The organism is Paenibacillus sp. W4I10 (assembly GCF_030816325.1).
GTDB classification, from domain to species: Bacteria; Bacillota; Bacilli; order Paenibacillales; family Paenibacillaceae; genus Paenibacillus; species Paenibacillus amylolyticus_B.
Genome location: NZ_JAUSXX010000001.1, coordinates 1097965 through 1116455 on the forward strand (window position 1 = coordinate 1097965; position 18491 = coordinate 1116455).

Genomic DNA, 18491 nt, shown 5'->3' on the forward strand with positions numbered 1-18491 from the left:
ATGCATGTTTTTTTGGATGACTATCGGGCCTGTCCGAAAGGATTTGTTCTGGCAACGAATGCAGAAGAGTGCCTGATGCTGCTAAGAGAAGGTGACGTGGACATTTTGTCTCTGGATTATGAGCTTGGTCCGGATTCGCCGAGTGGCGGTGAGGTCGCGGCATCCATTGTACGAGAAGGTTTATTTCCGCGTGAGATCTATTTGCATACGTCCAGTATGTTTGGAAAACGCCAAATGTACGAGATGTTATACAGCAATAAACCGGATTCGGTAACCATTCATAATGGTCCAATGACGGGTGAGGTCATGCTGCGTGTTGCTGCGGGAGAAGAAAGTTAATGAAGCCAATTACATCCAAAATGTTAATGCGCGGCGTATGGGAAGGCATGCCACAGGCTGTATTTATATATACCCCTTTATGTGGGACATGTGCGGCAGCACGCCGTATGTTAGAGGTAGTAGAGCACATGCTGCCAGAAGGTATTTTATCCGAAATGAACATTCATGATATTCCTGAACTTGTACAACAATTTCAAATTTCAAGCGTTCCAGCAGTGATGCTTTTTGATGGCCAACAAGATGTTCCAAAAATGGTTTATCGGATGAGCTCTGTGGAGCATTTGCTCTCGGAGATCCGGAAGGTGGTGCTGAAATGAGTATAATCTCGATGGAACATGTCTCACTTAGACGAGAAGAGAATCAGATTTTGGATAACGTGCATTTGCACATTGAACAAGGCGAACATTGGGTTATTCTGGGTCGGAATGGTTCTGGCAAAACAACGTTGTTGGAAATGATGAACGGATATATGTTTCCAAGCCAGGGACGCATTGAAGTACTCGGTAATCTGTATGGACAATGTGACGTCAGGGAAGTACGTAAGAAAATCGGTTATATCAGCCAAACGTTGATTGAGAAACTCACACCCAGAGATCCGGTATGGGAGGTCGTCGCTACAGGTGCTTATGCTTTTTTGCGTTTTTATCAGACAATTCCTGATGAAGTAAAAGCAAAGGCAATGAGTTTGTTAGATGACATGGGCTTTGCCAACTTGGCCAACAACCCGCTTGGAACGTTATCCCAAGGGGAGCGCAAAAAAGTCATGCTTGCTCGTTCATTAATGGCTGAGCCCAAATTGCTGATTATGGACGAGCCTTGTGCCGGACTAGACTTATATGAACGTGAGAAAATGCTGGCTGAGATTGATCGTCTGCGCCAGCGTAACATTACAGTTGTGTATGTAACACATCATGTTGAAGAGATCGTACCTTTATTTACGCATGTGGCCTTGATCCGCGATGGACGTATTGCGGCAGCTGGCCCCAAGCATGAAGTTTTGACACAAGATACAATTAAGCATACGTACGATGTTCCGGTCGATATCCAGTGGGATAATGGTCGTCCGTGGATACGCGTACGTTCTGGAGGGTAACACAATTTGAGTACACAATCGTCTTGGGAAGAAGGCAACTTCTCCCGTTTTATCTGCACGGCCAATCATGGCTTTGCCCCTTATGCTCAGGAAGAGTTACGCCGTACGTTTGGTGCGGTGAAGAGCACGGTACTCGTACCAGGAGAAATATTGCTTGCGGGTCTGCCTGTAGCGGAGGAAGAAGTTGCAGATAAGCTATGGGCAGAGTATCCAACGTTTTTACGTCATATTCAACCTGTTCAGTTTCAGGAGAATACAGAAGATTCGGAGCAGTCTATTGAGAAATTGATAGCATTCGTCCTAAATCATAAGGAATTGTCCGGCACCCCTGTCGTATTGCAGGTAAGGAAGACAGAAGGGTCCTTTTGGCAAGAAAACGCAGCCTCATTGAAGCAATTGATAACAGAAAAGCTGGACGAGCTAGGTTGTGAATGGGTTGTTCGTGATGCTGAATATGTCATTTCTGTATTTGCTGCGAATGATATGTTGTATGCTGGCGTATCCAGACCTGAACAGAACCTGTCAGACTGGAGCGGGGGGGCCGTACGTTTTCAAAAAGAAGATGGGCAGATCTCGCGTGCTAAGTTCAAATTGCTTGAAGCCGAGCAAACGTTTGGCATTGACTTTACTTCATTTCATAAAGCACTTGATATCGGTGCAGCACCAGGTGGATGGACCTCCTTCCTGCTTGAACGTGGGCTTGAAGTTACCGCGGTAGATCCGGCGAAGATGGATGCAACGCTGCTGGCATCACCCAAACTGACTTTCTTGAAAAAGAATGCAGGGGATGTTCGTTTCCGCGAAGGAGAATTCGACCTGCTCGTATGTGATATGAGTTGGAGTCCCAAGCTGATGAGCCGACTTGTATCGGATCTTCTGTATAGCCTTCAGCCCGGGGGAACAGCCATCGTTACCGTGAAGTTATTGCATAAGAAGCCGCTCGCGCTCATTAAAGACGTCATTGATACGTTTGAGCGTTCGCGGATGCAGATTCAACGTTCCAAACAGTTGTTCCATAACCGGGAAGAGATTACACTTTATATGGTCAAATATTAAGAGATTAAGCACATTAAATTTTGTGCTTTACAATCTATTCCTGCCTGTACTATAATGATACCAATATTAACCATAACAAACCTGAGGGAAAGCATCCCGAAGTGAACAAAACCGGATATCCGGTCTGTTCTACTTCGGTGAAGCTTTCCCTTTTTTGTTGTGTAATGAAGGAGGAATTGGTATGAGACATCCGGCCAGGCTGGAACGCGGAAGCCTGCTGGGAGGTAGATATCGTATCGTATCCATTCTGGGAACAGGCGGAATGAGCCATGTATACGAGGCGGAGGATCTGAAGTTGCCGGGCAAGATATGGGCAATTAAAGAAAGCGTAACGATTATGCCATATGAAGGCAGTATGGAGACGGAGGCCGCTCTTCTGACATCACTTCGCCATCCAAGATTGCCGCAAATTGTTGATTTTTTTGTCCCGGATGAAGATGGGTACACGTACTTGGTGATGGAATACATCGACGGGTTAACGCTCAGTGAGTATTTCAAGCAGTGTCGTGGGAAAATCCCGATGGAGCAGTTGACGGAGCTTGTACTTCAATTGCTGGATGTGTTGAGTTATTTGCATAATCTGAATCCACCTGTGATCTATAGGGATCTGAAACCATCAAACATTATGATCACGCCGGAACATGAAGTAAGATTAATTGATTTTGGCATCGCCAGAAGTTACAAACCGCAAAGTGCTGAAGATACCGTTAAGTTGGGAACCGCTGGTTTCGCCGCTCCAGAACAATATGGCTCGGGTCAGACCGATGCGCGTTCAGATCTATATGGACTCGGAGCATTGCTGCTGTATCTTATGACAAGTGGGGCCTATACGGAATGGATTCAGGGTGTGGAAAGTTCTATCCGGAGCGATGTTCCACGGACGTACATCCCTGTGGCAAGAAGATTGTTAAGATATAATGCCGAGGAGCGATTCCAATCTGCCGATGAGGTGCGGAAGGAACTGCTCCGAATACCCGGTGGAATAACGCCTGGTGGAGATGCAACCATGACCTTGAATGGCGGAACAAGAGTTATTGCCTTGACTGGGGCTTCATCTGGTGTAGGGGTTACCCACACGGCTATAGCTATCAGTCATTATCTCGAAAGGCAAAACTTCAAAGTAGCTGTGATTGAAATGTCACCTCGCTCTCAATCCTTTGCAAGAATTCAACAAATCGCTCAAGCGGGTAAACCGGTGCCAGCAGGCAGACAGTTTGCAGTGGATGGTGTGCATTATTGGAAACAATCCGGGCGAGCGGATATTTTGTCTTTGCTTGGGGGGAGTTATCAGTTCATCGTGATGGATCTTGGTAGTGGTCAGGACCAGAACCGGCTGGAAGAATTCCTTCGTGCAGATCTGCCTATTGTGATAGGCTCAGGTGCCGAATGGAGACAGGCGGAGATTGGTGCTTTTGTTCGATCACATCATCGGTATCCACGAGAGAAATGGATATATTGTCTGCCCCTGGCAGCAAGTGAAGCTGTTCAGCGCATTCGTAAAGCTCTGGATACACCGAGTGTATATGGGCTGCCGTTACATATTGACCCTTTTGACAAGGACGCACAGATGGATAAAGTGTTTTCTCATATTTTAACGCATATGATGGCACAACAACCCAAGAAACGTTCGTTCTTTTCACGAAGGAAAGTACATGATTAGAAGAGATTACGAAAGGAGAGCCTCTTTTGTCTAAATTAAGAAAACAAAGCCGTCAACTGATCTATGCCGGACTTATCGGAGCAGGAGCTGTAGGATTGGTGTTCGGAGGATATGTTATTTACAATGTCAAAACGATGGGGGATGTCAGGTCAGCTGTAGAAGCCCGTTATTTATCGGCATATGAGGAAAAGGAAGCTGAGTTAAAGCAACAATGGGATTCGGGAGCACAAGGATGGGTTACGATTCGGGATATTGAAGCAGGTGAACCGATATTACCGGAGGATCTGAAGCTCATTGCTGTTCCGGATGCACAAGCACCGCGAAATCTCTGGTCCAGTACCAAGCAGATCGACGGCCAAGTGGCCAAAATAGAGTTGAAAAAAGGAACAGCCATTACCACCGAGATGGTGTATGAGGATGCACCGGCTCCGCCCGATTTAAGAAATCGAGAGCTGCAAGTTGTATTACTGCCGTCCTCACTTGTTAAGGGAGATATTATTGATGTTCGTATCCAATTCCCTACCGGACAAGACTATGTTCTCTTATCGAAGAAAAAAGTGGAACGACTCAATGCAGCTACCTTATGGATTACGATGACGGAGGAAGAGATTCTGTCACTCTCAAGTGCAATTGTAGATGCCTATTTACATAAAGCTTCAATCTATGCCTTAACCTATGTAGAACCACAGTTTCAGACACCTGCAATCGCGACGTATCCCGCCAATTCAGAAGTGTTAAAACTGCTGGAGAGTGATCCGAATATTGTTCGACGAGCCGAACAGGAGTTATCCAGACAGGTGCGAAGTTCGCTTGAAAGTTCACTGGCCGCCTCCGTGACAGCACCGTCAAAAGGGGTTGAACAGGATGTGGCACAATCCTCAGTTAACTATAACAGTCGTCCATCAGCCAATAATCCGGCAACGTCGGATGGAGTGATGTGGAATGATGGTTCAGGAAACGGAGCAGGAGCTAATTCTGGAAGCGTGAATGATCCTGCTGAAGCTTCACAAACAGAACAACAGAGCTTGCTAACGGGTGGAGAATAGAGCGAAATCCGAGGTTTATTTTAGAATAATTCAGATAACAAGGAGTTTTAGAAAAAGAAAGGAGTTGTAACATCTATGCATACATGGATCTTTGCGGGTTTATGTGAGAAAAATGATCTGATGTTATATCTATGCAAGATATTGGCTTCGACAGGCAACAAGGTTTTGCTCGTAGATGGAACCTTACAACAGAAGTATGGATACGGTGTGGGTGACAGTAAGCAGTCTTTGCGAATTACGGAATTTGAAGGATTTGATATCGCTTGTCATTTTGTCACTTCAGCAGCTGTAGAGAATCATCTTGAAGTAAATGGAGAGCGATTAGACAGTTATGACTATGTGTTATATGACATGGAGACCTCACACTTTGCTTCCCGTAATCTCTGGCTGAATGCTGATGTAAGAGTCTGGGTGAGTGATTATGAGCGTTACAATCTGGAACGTGGCAAGGGCTGGTTGAAGCGGTTGCTTGAAGAACAATCATTACCTGGTGAGCTGTCATTTCAGCGGATCTTAATTAACGGGGTTGACTGCAAGCTTGAAGCTCGTTATCTGTGGGCGTATCTGGAGGGCAGTCCGTTTGCATGGACAGGAGAATCCTTAGTGCTTCCGTGGGATGAGTTAACAGCTGCGGTTAAGCTTGAGAATGAGCATCATCGCCGAGTTCATCTTGGACCTTTGTCACGAAATTACAAAAAATCGTTGTGTCGCGTGGTCGAGCAGTTAACAGGTTGGGAAAGTGTTCGTAGTCGTCGTGCGATGAAAGAAGCAGAGAGGATGAAAGCATGAGCACCATTACCTTTTGGAGCCCTTTTGCAGGAACAGGTTGCACTTCGAGCACATTAATTAGTGCTTATGCGATGTCGCTTCACTACAGGACAAGAGTGTTACTTGTTAATGCAGGCCTTGCCGGAACTGGCACAGAAGCTGCTCTACCGTCCAAAGATACGGATTCAGCGGATTTTATGTTCTCCTTCGAAGAGGGTGGCTTGGATGCGATTGAACGGCTGCATTCGAGCGGAAGTCTGAATAAGTACAATCTCAGGGATTATACCAAGCCACTTCTGAAGGAAAGACTTGATTTCCTAACCGGAAGAACTGATGTGATGGAACGTTCCCCGCAGGAACATGGTGAGACTGTGAAAAAGCTGCTAAATGTAGCTAACGAGTATTATGATCTGGTTCTTCTGGATGCGGATCATGCTGGTGTTGACTCACAGCTCAAGCTGCAACAGGCGGACTATGTTGTAATTAATCTCGATCAAAATATGCGAAATCTGGAGTTGTTCTTTGAAGAGATCCTGCCAGAACGAATGAACAATAAGAATATACATGTTGTAATTAACAAATACGATTTGCATTCCCGTGCAACGCTTTCGAATATTCGGCGCCAGTTCAAATACAAAGGTACGATATCTGCGATACCGTACACAACCGGATACCTGGATGCAATGAATCGGCGAGATGTCGCTAGATACTTGCAGTTGGAAAGTTTGACTGAGGATAAGGATATTCGTAAAGGGAGCTTTGCTGCAAGTATGAGCGAACTCGCTCGCCTGATTATGGACGGTGCAGGTATGCGCACAGTTCTGAAGAGGCTGGAAAGGGGAGCCTGAACCTCCGATGCTCTGGAATACCATATGGATAAGTTTAATTTTGATTGTGTGCCTGACTTATATCTGGTTCAAGTATAAAACGTTTCTTCGTGAAAAGAATGCTCGTGTTCCTGAACAGGAATCATTCACAATTGATATGTTGATTGAGAAGGTGAAGAACTCACTTCATGAGCTTAGTCATAGTCAGCTCGCGGATGCGGGTCTGCATGAAGAAGAATATCGTCGAAGAATTAATCAACGTGCCGAGATGAGAAAAGCACTGAAGGGCTGTGTCTCAGGCAGTATCAGCGACAAAACGTATGTCAAAAATCTGATAGGGGATCTCCTGACCCGAAGCATAGGGCTGAACAAATCAAATGTAGATGAAGTTATTTTGTTTGCAGAACCAGATTTGTTGACGATCCAGGACCGATTCGAAATTGTGTTTTATCTGTACCGACAGCAATTCGGTATGGATGCACTCTCCCGAATGATTGATACCTACGATCTTGGCAGACTGAGAATGGAGGAAGGTACGGACGATGGAGGAAGTTATTATATCTCTGAGGAGGATATTCAATATGTTTTCGAGTGCGAATATCGAGAGCTTGGATTCAGAGAAAAGACGGATATTATCGTGCAACGTATCTACCAGCATTATAAAGGTTAGATAAATAGAAATCCCTTATACCGCAAGGGATACAAGGGAATAAAGGGTTTGTTAGTTTCTAAAACTCACAAAAAAAATCACTTTTCTTGCGATTTTGTTGAACCAAGTATATCTGCGTAATGTATTTTTATCTTGTTAGAAGTATCTTTTTTCATTTTATCGGTTACGTGAGTATACACCTGTAGAGTTGTCTTGGCATTTGTATGTCCAACTCTGCCCATTGTTGATTTCAGATCAGCTCCCGCTTCTGCAAGCATGCTTATATGAGTATGTCTAAAAATGTGTGGTGTTGCCGGTTTTGATATTGTTGTGTGCAAAAGAATTTTCTTCATATGCTCTAGAATTATTTTTGGAAAAAACGGATATCTGTTTTTCCTACAAAAAACAAAGTTGCTATCTGAAGAATTCATAATATTTTTCTGATTTGCTCTATGTTTTTCTAATAATCTCATGATGTCACTATCAATTTCAATAGTTCTTATTGAACCTTCTGTTTTTGGTGGAGTTATTAAGTAATTATCGCGATTATCATTTTTACTGTAGATAGTTTTTGTAATTCGAATTTCATTTGTTTCGAAATTGATATCCTTCCATTTAAGAGCACACATCTCACCAGATCTCATGCCTGAGAAAGTTAACAAGTAAAACATTTCAAGATCTTGATACTGCCCATGCTTTTTAGTAGCATCTAAAAATTCTATCAACTCATTTTTTTCGAAGTACTTCTCAGCAATAAGATCATTCTCTATTTCTTCAACTGTTCTGGTCTTTTTAGGGATAATTGCCCCAAAACAAGGATTGTCTTGTCTCATTTTATTTTTTATTGCATGTTTAAAGATCATATTAGCGACACTATTAAGTGTTATTATTGCGCTGGTGGAGTATCCTTTGTTGTCGTAATCATTAAGTATATCCTGATATTGTTGATGTGTGATTTTTTCTATTTTCACTTGTGCTAAGTACTTACAAAGAGCATTTATGGTGCTTTCTCTTTGATCTAGAGTGCGTTGTTTGATTCTGCCCTTGGAATAAGTGGACAGCCATTCCTTTGCTACCATTTCAAAAGTGATCTTCTTATTTTTTTGTGCATCAATTCCATATGAATTTAAATCTCCAATTACTTTATTGACTCGAGCTAATGCTTCTTTCTTTGTATCCCCTCTCCGAGAGATTTGTTTTCTCTTTCCTGTGTAAGGATCAGGCTGGGCATCCCCAACACAAACCCACTTATACCCTTGTTTATTATTAGCTTCTACTTTGTAGAAGTAAGGCATGACTATCACCTCTTAATTTTACCATATACTTGATATTTCAACTGCTGTAGTAGCCGTTCAGCTTCAGAAGATGACTTAGCTGTTTTAGAGTTATAAAGAGCAGCAGAAATTTGCATAGCGGAGATTGCTGCATCAACATCTTCGCGGTAACTGTGGTATTCTTCATGGAATCTAGAAGTAATCTGTTCTGCACGATCCGCAGCTAATACAATAGGGACTCTGAACTCTTCCGAAAGGAGTCCAATATACTCACTCCAAGTCATATCCAATGGTGTAGGAAGAAGATAATAGGGAATAGAAGCGATTAAGCAAAAGTTTGATGCTTGTATCTCTTGCAGGTCAACAAAAAGCTCTGGGAGATCATCCTGATTACCCTCATGACGAACAATGTGAGCCAACTCATGAAAAAAGTCTGCTCTTCGTTGCTTCAGTGAAGTGTTCTTGTTTAGAAAAATAACGCTGCCCCAATCTTCCCAGTGAGACTTCGGTTTTCCGTTGTAATAAATGATGTCTGCTCCCCAAATGGAGGCTATCAGATCGATATCCAGTTCGTACGGATGTTTAATGCCAAACGCTTGATACAAATCGCAGATCAACAGTTCTGTTTCTGTTGGTTCATAATATGGAAGCATTGTGCCATTTCCCCTTGTAAAATAGTACATATGTTCGTTTTTTGGTTGAAAAGAAAAGCCCAAAGGGCTTTGTGATTCTATTTGTCCTGCTGCTCCTGTTGTTTCTTCTTCATCTCACGCCAGGCTTGTATTGCTGCATTCGCTACTTCTTTTTCTTCATCAGTCCAGCCCTTGCCACCGTCCATATACGCGCTTCCACCTGAGGCGGCTTTGGAAACAGAACGACCCATCAGATAATCAGCCGATACCTCGAAGAAGTCAGCAAATTTATCAACTGTCTCTAGATCAGGCTTACGTGTTTCATTTTCATATCCTGAAATTGTAGATTCAGCCAAACTAAATCTTTTTCCTAGGTCTTTCATAGTTAGACCTTTTTCTTTGCGTAAATTACGCAACCTTTTTCCATTAAACATAGCGCATCACCTTTATTTATTATACTTTGCACTTTGCACAATGAAAATAAAATACACAAAACTTTGCGAAACGCGTTGACACTTTGCTTATTGCGATGTATTATTACCTTAACTTCACGTTATGCAAAGTTTGGGAGGAGGAAATCAATTGAATAGCTCTGCAAAATTAGCTCGCCTTGATGCAAAGATGAGCCTTGAAGAGGCAGCGAAAAATTTAGGTATATCAGCGGGATACTTATCTCAGATTGAAAATGGTTTAAGGCAAGTTAGTTCTGAACGTGCTGGTCAGATAGCCCACCTTTATAAGAAAAAGAAAGAAGAAATTTTTTTGGCTAGTCGCTACGCGTTACGCGAAGTTTTTGTTAAAAACTCTACAGAAAAGACGGGTTCATAATTGTTTAATTCTGAATTCAGTAAGGAGGTAAAGTGGGAATGTTCAAAATTGAAGTCAATCCGAGCGAGTTAGAACAGATGATCATGTCAGCAGTTCACAAGGCCCTCGAACAATCACCATATGCTTCTTTACATACTCATCCGACATTGATGGATAAGAAGCAGTTAATGGAATTGCTGCAAATCGGCGCTACGAAAGCAGCTGAACTTTTGAATAGAGAAGACTTCCCAGTGATTAGAGAATTTGGTCACCCAAGAGTTCCTTTTCACTCATTGATGGCTTGGATCGATGAGCATACCGAGTGGGTGAAAGACAACGCCAAAGGATACTGGGAGCAACGAGGAGGCGTTGCTTGATGGCGCTACACTGGTATCGAAAATCATCTCCAGCCGCATGCGTGGCAGGGGCGGCAGTAAGGGTCTTGCTTAAAGGTATGGAGCCAGATGAAGCTCTTCAACAAACCTTATATAACGGTCGTCATACTGACAATCCGGAAGAGATTACGTTCGACGAACTAAATTCATTGAAGGCAACAACCCATGGCACCTTGAGCATATAAGAAAATCCGCCGGAGCTGTACCGGCTACCGGCGGACGATGAAGGGATCAAGGGAAATGCTCTACAAGTATGATACTCCCACTGTTAAACGTATTACCATTCCAAATTGGAATAATCCGAGGGGGAGGTGAACACGGTTGGAAATGAAGTTTGGGACAATCATGCGGGCTTGCCGCGAACGTGCTGGTTTCACGCAAGAACAGATGGCAGACAAGCTCCATCGGACGCAAGCTTGTGTAAGCAAATTCGAAAAAGATCATAAGATTCCGGACATGACCACGATGATGCGATGGGCAGAGGTAACAGGTGCTAGAGAAGTCGTCGTTGCATTCTTGTACGGCATGGACGGGATCAGCATGATACAACGATTAATTGGAGGTTGATGAAATGTCTCGTGAACAATTGGCAGCCGAAGCGTTGCAAGCTGGAAAACATTCTTTACATAACTTACGACTGATACGAAAGCAACCTGAAAGAATGTTACCTGGACGAATGGAGAATGCAGAGGAATATCTTGACCGGATGATCCGGTTCGCGGAAGTAGAAATGAAAAATGCCCGCCTGGCAGGGCGGACACTTGGTTTGAGAACTCGATTAAAGTCTCTTGTGCTGCTTATTTTAACCGCTCCCTCAGATAAACACAAGAGGGATTCGGTATGAACGTACAAATGGCTATCCAAATCATTTTTAACTATACAGAATCAGCCAAGGCTCTACGCGAGAACACGGCGGCTGTGATGTCCTTCAATGGATCGGTTCAGGGATCTGATTTCGAAGCCCTTTGGCAGGAACGAGATATGATTTATCACCACTGGCAGAATGCTGCCGCAAGCCTTCGTGAGCTACCTACGGAATATATGTCACTTGCGGTTAGCGCAATCGACGAGATTTAGAACACTTGAGAACAAGACAAGCCAAGTCGGCCTTGTCTTCCGACGTCGGACGGTTGCATAACCAACTCCCGTACGGCGTCGGAAGATGCGGCTGACGCATCAATACATATGAAGGGAGGATACCACGTGCAAATTATTCATCGGCTTACTGTTGTAAGCAACCCGACCAGGGTGTTTGAAGTGGGTACTGAAATCGAAGGCCGCGAGGTCATTGAAATCAAACAGGTGGGAGAAGAACTTCCACAACACATTCATTCAGAATTCTATGTTCTTGATGAGAATGGCCATTTGATTACAAGCGTTGAGAACGCTCCGGTGATCGTCGATTATCGACAGATTGCGGTACATGATGCAGAAGATGTGACGGAGTTGAAAGCCGCCGCTGGTACGACGGCTTTGATTAATCAAGAGATAAAGCTATTAGAGCTTCGTAAGTATCGGGCTGAAAAATTGATTACTGATCCGCAATTACGCCAGCAGCTTTTAACTGCTTTAGAAGCTCAGCGTTGTTCGCTTCAATCATCTTTGCAACGGCTTTAATAATTGCTTCTTCTTTAGCAACTTCTATTGCAGGTTTAAGAAATTGGGGATTATTAATAATTTCTTTATCTTCAAAAACTTCAAGTACACCATCATCTGCAATTTGTTCGCCTAAGCCGATGACGAACAAAGTTTCTGCATCAATTCCGATAGTTTTCAAATACATCACCTCCCTTCTAAATATGATATGGACAATCCTATTTTATCAGAAGTTTGGATGATGAGAATGGAATGGACAGAGGAAGTTGAAGAAATGAAAAATGACCGCGGGTAGGCGGTCATCCTGATCTTTCACAATTAAATATGGATACACGGTCATCTTACCATGGGTGACCGTTCCAAACAAGGAGGACGTTATGAGTAAAACGACTGCAATTACTGTCGACTTATCCGCTCAAACCATTGACGCTGCTGTTAAGCCAGCGATGCGCTACACGCCAGCAATACTTTCCGTCTCGGGTACATTTGGTTCCGTTGAACTGATGGCCGATGACGATCAACTTGCGGCTGTAGCGGATGCAATCAGCCAGCACTTCAAATCAAAGGAGAAGAGCGCATGAGACAAATTACTTTGATATCCCTGATCCTTCGCAATTTTAAGGGGTTACGGGATTTTGTATTGGAAGCTGAGGGTCGCAGTGTTTCTGCTTACGGTGACAATGCCACAGGAAAAACAACGTTGTTCGATGGGTTCGTATGGACGCTGTTCGGTAAAGACAGCCAAAATCGGACGGACTTTGAAATCAAAGGTCTGGATGAAGCCGGGAAAGTTGCTGAACATGGCCTACAACATGAGGTTGAAGCAGTACTGATGGTTGATCGTCGCCGTCGTTCCTTCAAAAAAGTGTTTGCTGAGAAATGGACGCGTAAGCGTGGGCAAGCAACAGGGGAGTTCAGCGGACACACAACAGATTATTACGTCGATGGCGTACCAGTTAAGCAAGGGCAGTACAAGGCCGAAGTCGATGGGCTGATCAGTGAGGACATATTCAAACTCCTGACAAGTCCTTCTTACTTTAACGAGATTCTTAAACCAGATGCTCGCCGCAAAGTTTTGTTGGAGGTATGCGGTGAGATGACGGATGCCGAAATCATTGCAAGCAGCAAGCAACTCGCGCCATTGGCTGACATTCTTGGAGATCGAAGCCTTGAGGATCACCGCAAGGTGATCGCAGCTCGTCGGACTGAGATCAACAAGGAACTTGAAAAGATCCCGGTCCGCATCGATGAAGCTCGTCACAGTATGCCAGACGTGTCCGACTTGGACGTTGAACTTCTACAGGAAGACATCGAAACGATGCGCGGCAGGGTTGATGCCAAAACCGCTGAGCTTCAACGGATTCAATCCGGCGGTGAGTTGTCGGCCAAGGAGATCCGCTTGCGCGAGATCAACGCGGAGTTGACTGAAATTAAGCAAGTGATTCAGGCAGATGGCTTACAAGCAGTAAACGGGCAACAAGCAAGGCTTTCGCAATTACGCGGTGAAGCTTCTGAACTACAGTCCCGGTTAACTGCGGGGCAACGTGAGGCAGAGCGCTACAAAGGCCAAATTGTTCGTGCAGATAGCCAGGTTAAAAGGCTGCGGGCAGAATGGACGTCACTTGACAGTCTCCAGTACCCGGTGCACGAACACGAACATGATGCCAACTGCCCTACATGCGGACAATCACTTCCGGATGATCAAGTCCAGTCGGCAAAGGATAAAGCACTCGAAGCATTTAATTTGGACAAGTCCAAGCGGCTAGAAGCAATTAGTGCAGACGGTAAACTTGCTGCAGCAGAGAAAAGTGATCTTGAAAAGGGATTGAAAACACTTGAAGGCGATTTGGCAAAGCTTCAGAAGGAAATTGCAACAAAGGCGGCAGAAGTTATGGCAGCCGAAGCAACTCTGCAGAGCTTACAAAGTAACATTGCTGATCCATTAGACAATACCAAGTATCAATCCATACAGCGAGATGGAGAAAAAGTCCGTGCTGAGATTGAGCAACTTCGTTCTTCTTCAGCTGATGCCATTGGCAAAGTGCAATCCGAGATCCGTTTGATCCGTTCCCAGGTAGATGACCTGGAAGCAGACAAAGCTAAGCTGGCGACAGTAGCTGCTACTGAGAAGCGGATCACTGAGCTGAGCGAGGAAGAGCGGAAGCTTGCAGGAGAGTTCGAAAAGCTGGAACACGAATTGTTCTTGACAGAAGAATTCACGCGCACCAAGGTTTCTATGCTTGAATCCAAGATCAACAGCAAATTCAGATATGCACGGTTCCGTTTGTTCGAAGAACAGATCAATGGTGGGTTGAAGGACGTTTGCAAGACGTTGTATAACGGCGTTCCTTATGAGGGCGGCCTGAATAACGCTGCTCGAATCAACGTTGGATTGGACATCATTAATACGCTTGGACAGCATTACGGATTCTCAGCACCGATATTTGTCGACAATGCCGAAGCCGTGACGCAGCTCATCGATACAGATGCCCAAGTGATTCGCTTGGTGGTATCAGAAGGCGACAAGAAGCTCCGTTTGGAGCACAACATCCAGGAGGCGATTTAATTGAGCGACTTTTCTACAACACTTTCAAAAGTAAACGACAACTATTTCCCGATGATCGAGCGTCAACTCATCGGGAATGGCGTGAAGATGGACGAATACGCAAAATCATGTGTACTAAATGCCATTTCAGCGATTAACAATTCCTTGGATTCTAAAGGGATCAGCTGGAATGACAGTGATCTCGATAAGAGTAATATTACTCAAATCTTGCTTCAAGTCGCTTCTCTTAAACTTAATGCTGCGGCAAGTCCTCGGGAAGTTTACTTTCAAACCCGGAACGTCTCGGTCAAAAAGAAGGTTGAGGGCAAGGATGTAACCACATGGAAGAAACAAGTCGAGATGGGGATTGAGGGTGATGGCAATGATGCCATTCTCGCCCGTTACGGACGCGATGTGAAGAAGGTTGGTCAGTTCTGGCTTGTCCGGGAAGGTGACGAATTCACATATCCGCAATACACAGGCTTTGATGTTGTTCCGCCGACTTGGCAGCCAAAGGGCAAAGGGGACGTGGTGAGAGTTGTATATCCCATCATGAAGAAAGACGGAACTATCGAGTTTCATATAGCTGAAAGAGAAGATGTTGTCCGTAATCTTATCGCACATATGAACAATAACATGATGAATGAAACATTTGGCATTTGCGCTGATCGATACAAGGCAACTGCCGACCAACGTAAACAGATAGCTGTGAAGAAATCGGAAATCCTTAACAAAGCGAAAGCTGCAGGTATGGCAGCGTTGGATGACCCTGATCTACAACAATACATCAGTCCTGCGTGGACTGAACCACAGAGCCGTGAGTCTATGATCATTCGTAAGATGCGGAACAACGTTGTGAAGAAGATTCCGAAAGACTTTGGTAATGCGTTGGTTGAAATGTCTTACACCGAAGCAACCGACGAATCGTACAACGAGGTTCAACGCGAAATCGCTGAACATGCCAATACAGAGCCGATTGATATTTCACCGCCGCCAGGTCAACCAAATGAAGAAAACGACCTTCAACATGAACCTGATCAACACGATGAACAACGAGAAATGGAGTTCGTTGATGATGGTCCATCTGATGGTAATGGACCTGGATTCTGATGATCGAAATTACTTCTCTCGGCTCCAGTAGCGCGGGTAACTCCTACCGAATCACGGACGGCCACACGTCCCTGCTGCTGGATGCAGGGCTGCGCTATAAGGACATTCAGCGCGGTCTTGCATTTCAGGTGTCATCATTGTCCGGATGTCTCGTAACTCACGAACATGGAGACCATAGCATCGCTGTTAAGGATCTGATCAAGGCAGGAGTGGACATATACACCAGTTCCGGTACTGCTGATGCTTTAAGGATAGACAGTCATCGTGTGCGGCGTGTATCGGCACTTGAGCCATTCACCATTGGTACCTGGTCAATTCTACCCTTTGATGTTCAGCATGACGCAGCGGAGCCCTTGGGGTTCCTCTTGGCTAATACAGCAGGGGACAAGCTTCTGTTTGCAACAGATACCTATTACATCAAGCATCGTTTTACCGCACTTACTCACATCATGATCGAGTGCAATTATTCCATCCAGATCCTTAATCAAAATATCGCCGCTGGCCATGTGCCGGCGGTCATGAAACATAGATTATTGCGTTCGCACTTCTCGCTCGAGAACGTCAAAGAGTTTATCCGAGCGAACGACATGCGGCGTGTGCAAGAGATTCACTTGCTTCACCTGTCAGACAACAATTCAAATGAAGCGCTGTTCAAACGAGAAATAGCAGCCCTCACAGGCAAACAGGTATATGTAGCGGGTAGGTGATCGATATGAACGATCTGTCAGGCAAGCCGCTCCTGAAGAGCATGATGGGGGAACGGATTTGGAAGTTGTTCGATACTGACAAGGCAGCCTTTCAACGTGAAACTATTGCGTATTTTGAACGCGGGTACCCGGATTGGGAAGTCAAGCGGGTCAAGTATCCGCATGTATTCTTACAACATAGAAGGGGGCATTAAGGATACCCAAGGTAAAACAAATATCTGTCGGTGCTTCATATACCAAAAACCTTGGCAATTTTCAAAGTTTGAAGGTTGAAGCGAGCATCGTTATGGAGTTACTTGACGGTGATGATCCGAGCGTCGTTTATGAAGATGCTTGGGCAAAGGTACAAGATCAGGTTCGTAAGGGATTAGGGAAGGGGCAACCAAAGTGAGCAGTCAACAACAGTTAAGCTTGAATGTTTTTGAAGGCATGGAAAAGTTGCTTGATGAAGCGACAACTGCAGGACCAGGTGCAACAGTGGATTATTTCAGGGCTGCAGCATATGCGCTTGGTGCTCAAATGGCTGTGGTTGGTGAACGTGATAAGATGCCTGATTTCCTCAACATTGTTGTCTCTGAGTTGAGTACGGGGGTAGAAGTTGGAATGCGGACAGCACATGGAGTAACTTGTAAACTCGGTGCCGAGATCCACGCAGTAAAGCGATATTGATTTGTGCAAATGAATAAATTCACGGCTGCTACGGGAGGGGGAGACGCAAGTGACCGAGACAGCCAGACCGACCCTTTCCGGGCTTCTGGAACAATTTGAAGCCATTGGCGGGCCGGAAGAGTTTGGTCCTGAAGGGATAGCAATAATGATTGCCTTATGGCGACGCAGTGCAAAGCTTGGGTGGCGTAAGGCATGGAAAATGACCAATAAGGATCTCATGGTTCAAACGGGAATCACGAACAAAGGTACGCTAAATGCTCATCGAAAAAAGCTCGTTGATGCAGGATTGATTGCTTACATTCAACCGCCAAGAGGACAATCCAAAGGAGATTACAGCGTCGAATTTGACTTGTTGGGTGTCGGAGTGGAACAAAATTTGAACCACTTCAATAGCTACTCAGACGAAGTAGGGCAGGAAGTGGAACAGAAATTAGACCACTTTGACGGGGTAGGTGAGAAAGCGGGACAAAATTTAAACCACTTTCCTCAAGTAGAACGAAAAGTGGAACAAATTTTAGACCCTGTATTAAAAGATCTTCTTCTTTCTTCTTCTGCTTCATCATCTGCTACTGCAGACGAGAATCAGATTGATCAACAACCTGATCCGGAGTATGAATCATTTTACTCGGCTCACAAGCGAGTGTTTGGATTTGAATGCAATCCATTTCAAGCACAGCAACTTATCGTTTACATCGATGAGGACAACATGGACGAGGCTGTGGTTATACGGGCGATGGAACGAGCGGCATTGGCTGCATCAGGGTACAGGTTCACCCTTATTACCAAGATCCTTGGAGACTATCTGAGGTCTGGGGCCAAAACGATTGAAGCCGCCAAAGCGTTGGATGATGCTTTCGAAGCAAGGAAAGGTTCTTCAGTTACAACAGGTTCGGTACCGAGTGGTCGGAGACAGCAACCGTTAAGGCAGCAAAAGAGGGACAGTTTAGAACAAAGGCTGAGGGAGGAGGAAGCCCGTGGAAAAGGCTGATGTTATTCGATTGTTCATGGCAATCACCGACGAATACCCGACTTTCGATGACAGTGAGGAGAATGTGGATCGCCACTACAAGCATCTTCAAGATTTTCCGTATGAAGCAGCTATCCAAAACGTGGATCAGCATATCAAGACTATAAAGTGGCCGCCGACCATCTCGGAGATCCGCGGAAGACTTGGCGAACAGATTGAACGTGAACGGATGCGAGATTTAACAGAAACATATTTTGCGGAGAGAGAAGCAGCGGCTCTTAAAGCTTGCCCGCCGCCGCCGGGATGGAAGGATGAGTTACTTGCAAAGCTTCGACATAGAAAATAACCTGC

28 protein-coding genes are annotated in these 18491 nt (G+C 44.8%); 24 read left to right on the forward strand and 4 right to left on the reverse strand.

What is annotated here, in order from left to right:
* The 9 genes from QF049_RS04935 to QF049_RS04975 all read left to right on the forward strand — a co-directional run bounded on the left by QF049_RS04935 (position 1) and on the right by QF049_RS04975 (position 7459).
* Positions 1-339: a cyclic-phosphate processing receiver domain-containing protein gene (locus QF049_RS04935; protein ID WP_124115277.1), complete on the forward strand. Its 339-nt coding sequence runs from the start codon at positions 1-3 to the stop codon at positions 337-339.
* Positions 339-656, forward strand: coding sequence for a thioredoxin family protein (locus QF049_RS04940; protein WP_169481047.1), 318 nt, complete (start codon positions 339-341; stop codon positions 654-656). Before QF049_RS04935 ends, QF049_RS04940 begins: the two co-directional genes overlap by 1 nt.
* A 2-nt stretch (positions 657-658) precedes the next feature.
* Positions 659-1432 (forward strand): ABC transporter ATP-binding protein, encoded by a 774-nt coding sequence (locus tag QF049_RS04945; RefSeq protein ID WP_307543099.1) that lies wholly within the window; start codon positions 659-661, stop codon positions 1430-1432.
* Positions 1433-1438: 6 nt separating this feature from the next.
* Positions 1439-2488 carry an SAM-dependent methyltransferase gene (locus QF049_RS04950; RefSeq protein ID WP_307535286.1) on the forward strand — a complete coding sequence of 350 codons (1050 nt, stop codon included), beginning with the start codon at positions 1439-1441 and terminating at the stop codon, positions 2486-2488.
* A gap of 181 nt (positions 2489-2669) precedes the next feature.
* Positions 2670-4148, forward strand: coding sequence for a serine/threonine protein kinase (locus QF049_RS04955; RefSeq protein WP_307535289.1), 1479 nt, complete (start codon positions 2670-2672; stop codon positions 4146-4148).
* Between the two features lie 26 nt (positions 4149-4174).
* Positions 4175-5194 (forward strand): SAF domain-containing protein, encoded by a 1020-nt coding sequence (locus QF049_RS04960; RefSeq protein ID WP_307535290.1) that lies wholly within the window; start codon positions 4175-4177, stop codon positions 5192-5194.
* A gap of 75 nt (positions 5195-5269) precedes the next feature.
* Positions 5270-5983: a hypothetical protein gene (locus QF049_RS04965; RefSeq protein WP_307535292.1), complete on the forward strand. Its 714-nt coding sequence runs from the start codon at positions 5270-5272 to the stop codon at positions 5981-5983.
* A complete protein-coding gene (locus tag QF049_RS04970) occupies positions 5980-6810 on the forward strand; it encodes a CpaE/TadZ family protein (RefSeq protein ID WP_307535294.1) in 831 nt (276 codons plus the stop codon). Before QF049_RS04965 ends, QF049_RS04970 begins: the two co-directional genes overlap by 4 nt.
* Before the next feature lie 7 nt (positions 6811-6817).
* Positions 6818-7459, forward strand: coding sequence for a hypothetical protein (locus QF049_RS04975; protein WP_307535296.1), 642 nt, complete (start codon positions 6818-6820; stop codon positions 7457-7459).
* Between the two features lie 77 nt (positions 7460-7536).
* Here the strand turns inward: QF049_RS04975 and QF049_RS04980 are convergent, their stop codons facing one another.
* From QF049_RS04980 to QF049_RS04990, 3 genes are all read right to left on the reverse strand, one after another.
* Entirely contained in the window at positions 7537-8733 is a 1197-nt protein-coding gene (locus tag QF049_RS04980) for a tyrosine-type recombinase/integrase (RefSeq protein WP_307535298.1), read from the reverse strand.
* Between the two features lie 5 nt (positions 8734-8738).
* The gene (locus QF049_RS04985; protein WP_307535300.1) at positions 8739-9365 is read right to left on the reverse strand and encodes an ImmA/IrrE family metallo-endopeptidase; all 627 of its coding nucleotides are present in this window, start codon (positions 9363-9365) and stop codon (positions 8739-8741) included.
* Between the two features lie 77 nt (positions 9366-9442).
* Positions 9443-9778 (reverse strand): helix-turn-helix domain-containing protein, encoded by a 336-nt coding sequence (locus tag QF049_RS04990; protein WP_307535302.1) that lies wholly within the window; start codon positions 9776-9778, stop codon positions 9443-9445.
* Between the two features lie 187 nt (positions 9779-9965).
* Here QF049_RS04990 and QF049_RS04995 point away from each other — a divergent pair, with 187 nt between their 5' ends.
* The 7 genes from QF049_RS04995 to QF049_RS05025 all read left to right on the forward strand — a co-directional run bounded on the left by QF049_RS04995 (position 9966) and on the right by QF049_RS05025 (position 12163).
* On the forward strand, positions 9966-10172 hold the full coding sequence (locus QF049_RS04995) for a helix-turn-helix domain-containing protein (protein WP_373428335.1): 207 nt from the start codon (positions 9966-9968) through the stop codon (positions 10170-10172).
* A gap of 38 nt (positions 10173-10210) precedes the next feature.
* Complete coding sequence (locus tag QF049_RS05000) at positions 10211-10528, forward strand: DNA-binding protein (protein WP_307535307.1); 318 nt, start codon at positions 10211-10213, stop codon at positions 10526-10528.
* Complete coding sequence (locus tag QF049_RS05005) at positions 10528-10731, forward strand: hypothetical protein (RefSeq protein WP_307535309.1); 204 nt, start codon at positions 10528-10530, stop codon at positions 10729-10731. The genes QF049_RS05000 and QF049_RS05005 overlap by 1 nt, the downstream gene beginning before the upstream one ends.
* 142 nt (positions 10732-10873) lie before the next feature.
* On the forward strand, positions 10874-11113 hold the full coding sequence (locus tag QF049_RS05010) for a helix-turn-helix domain-containing protein (RefSeq protein WP_307535310.1): 240 nt from the start codon (positions 10874-10876) through the stop codon (positions 11111-11113).
* 4 nt (positions 11114-11117) lie between these two features.
* Positions 11118-11390, forward strand: coding sequence for a hypothetical protein (locus tag QF049_RS05015; protein ID WP_307535313.1), 273 nt, complete (start codon positions 11118-11120; stop codon positions 11388-11390).
* Entirely contained in the window at positions 11387-11623 is a 237-nt protein-coding gene (locus QF049_RS05020) for a hypothetical protein (RefSeq protein WP_307535315.1), read from the forward strand. The genes QF049_RS05015 and QF049_RS05020 overlap by 4 nt, the downstream gene beginning before the upstream one ends.
* Before the next feature lie 126 nt (positions 11624-11749).
* Positions 11750-12163 (forward strand): hypothetical protein, encoded by a 414-nt coding sequence (locus QF049_RS05025; RefSeq protein WP_307535318.1) that lies wholly within the window; start codon positions 11750-11752, stop codon positions 12161-12163.
* Here QF049_RS05025 and QF049_RS05030 read toward each other — a convergent pair.
* The gene (locus QF049_RS05030; RefSeq protein WP_307535320.1) at positions 12078-12323 is read right to left on the reverse strand and encodes a hypothetical protein; all 246 of its coding nucleotides are present in this window, start codon (positions 12321-12323) and stop codon (positions 12078-12080) included. The two genes, QF049_RS05025 and QF049_RS05030, sit on opposite strands and share 86 nt — an antisense overlap.
* Positions 12324-12519: 196 nt before the next feature.
* On the opposite strand from QF049_RS05030, the gene QF049_RS05035 reads away from it, so the two are divergent.
* From QF049_RS05035 to QF049_RS05070, 8 genes are all read left to right on the forward strand, one after another.
* Positions 12520-12723: a hypothetical protein gene (locus tag QF049_RS05035; protein ID WP_307535322.1), complete on the forward strand. Its 204-nt coding sequence runs from the start codon at positions 12520-12522 to the stop codon at positions 12721-12723.
* A complete protein-coding gene (locus QF049_RS05040) occupies positions 12720-14708 on the forward strand; it encodes an AAA family ATPase (RefSeq protein ID WP_307535324.1) in 1989 nt (662 codons plus the stop codon). Before QF049_RS05035 ends, QF049_RS05040 begins: the two co-directional genes overlap by 4 nt.
* Entirely contained in the window at positions 14709-15797 is a 1089-nt protein-coding gene (locus tag QF049_RS05045; protein ID WP_307535326.1) for a hypothetical protein, read from the forward strand.
* Positions 15797-16504 (forward strand): MBL fold metallo-hydrolase, encoded by a 708-nt coding sequence (locus tag QF049_RS05050; RefSeq protein WP_307535328.1) that lies wholly within the window; start codon positions 15797-15799, stop codon positions 16502-16504. Before QF049_RS05045 ends, QF049_RS05050 begins: the two co-directional genes overlap by 1 nt.
* A 5-nt stretch (positions 16505-16509) precedes the next feature.
* The gene (locus QF049_RS05055) at positions 16510-16698 is read left to right on the forward strand and encodes a hypothetical protein (RefSeq protein WP_307535330.1); all 189 of its coding nucleotides are present in this window, start codon (positions 16510-16512) and stop codon (positions 16696-16698) included.
* A gap of 193 nt (positions 16699-16891) precedes the next feature.
* On the forward strand, positions 16892-17173 hold the full coding sequence (locus tag QF049_RS05060) for a hypothetical protein (protein ID WP_307535332.1): 282 nt from the start codon (positions 16892-16894) through the stop codon (positions 17171-17173).
* Between the two features lie 49 nt (positions 17174-17222).
* Positions 17223-18161: a DnaD domain protein gene (locus QF049_RS05065; protein WP_307535333.1), complete on the forward strand. Its 939-nt coding sequence runs from the start codon at positions 17223-17225 to the stop codon at positions 18159-18161.
* Positions 18148-18486, forward strand: a complete 339-nt coding sequence (locus QF049_RS05070) for a replicative helicase loader/inhibitor (protein ID WP_307535335.1) — start codon at positions 18148-18150, stop codon at positions 18484-18486. Before QF049_RS05065 ends, QF049_RS05070 begins: the two co-directional genes overlap by 14 nt.
* The last annotated feature ends 5 nt before the right edge of the window (positions 18487-18491 follow it).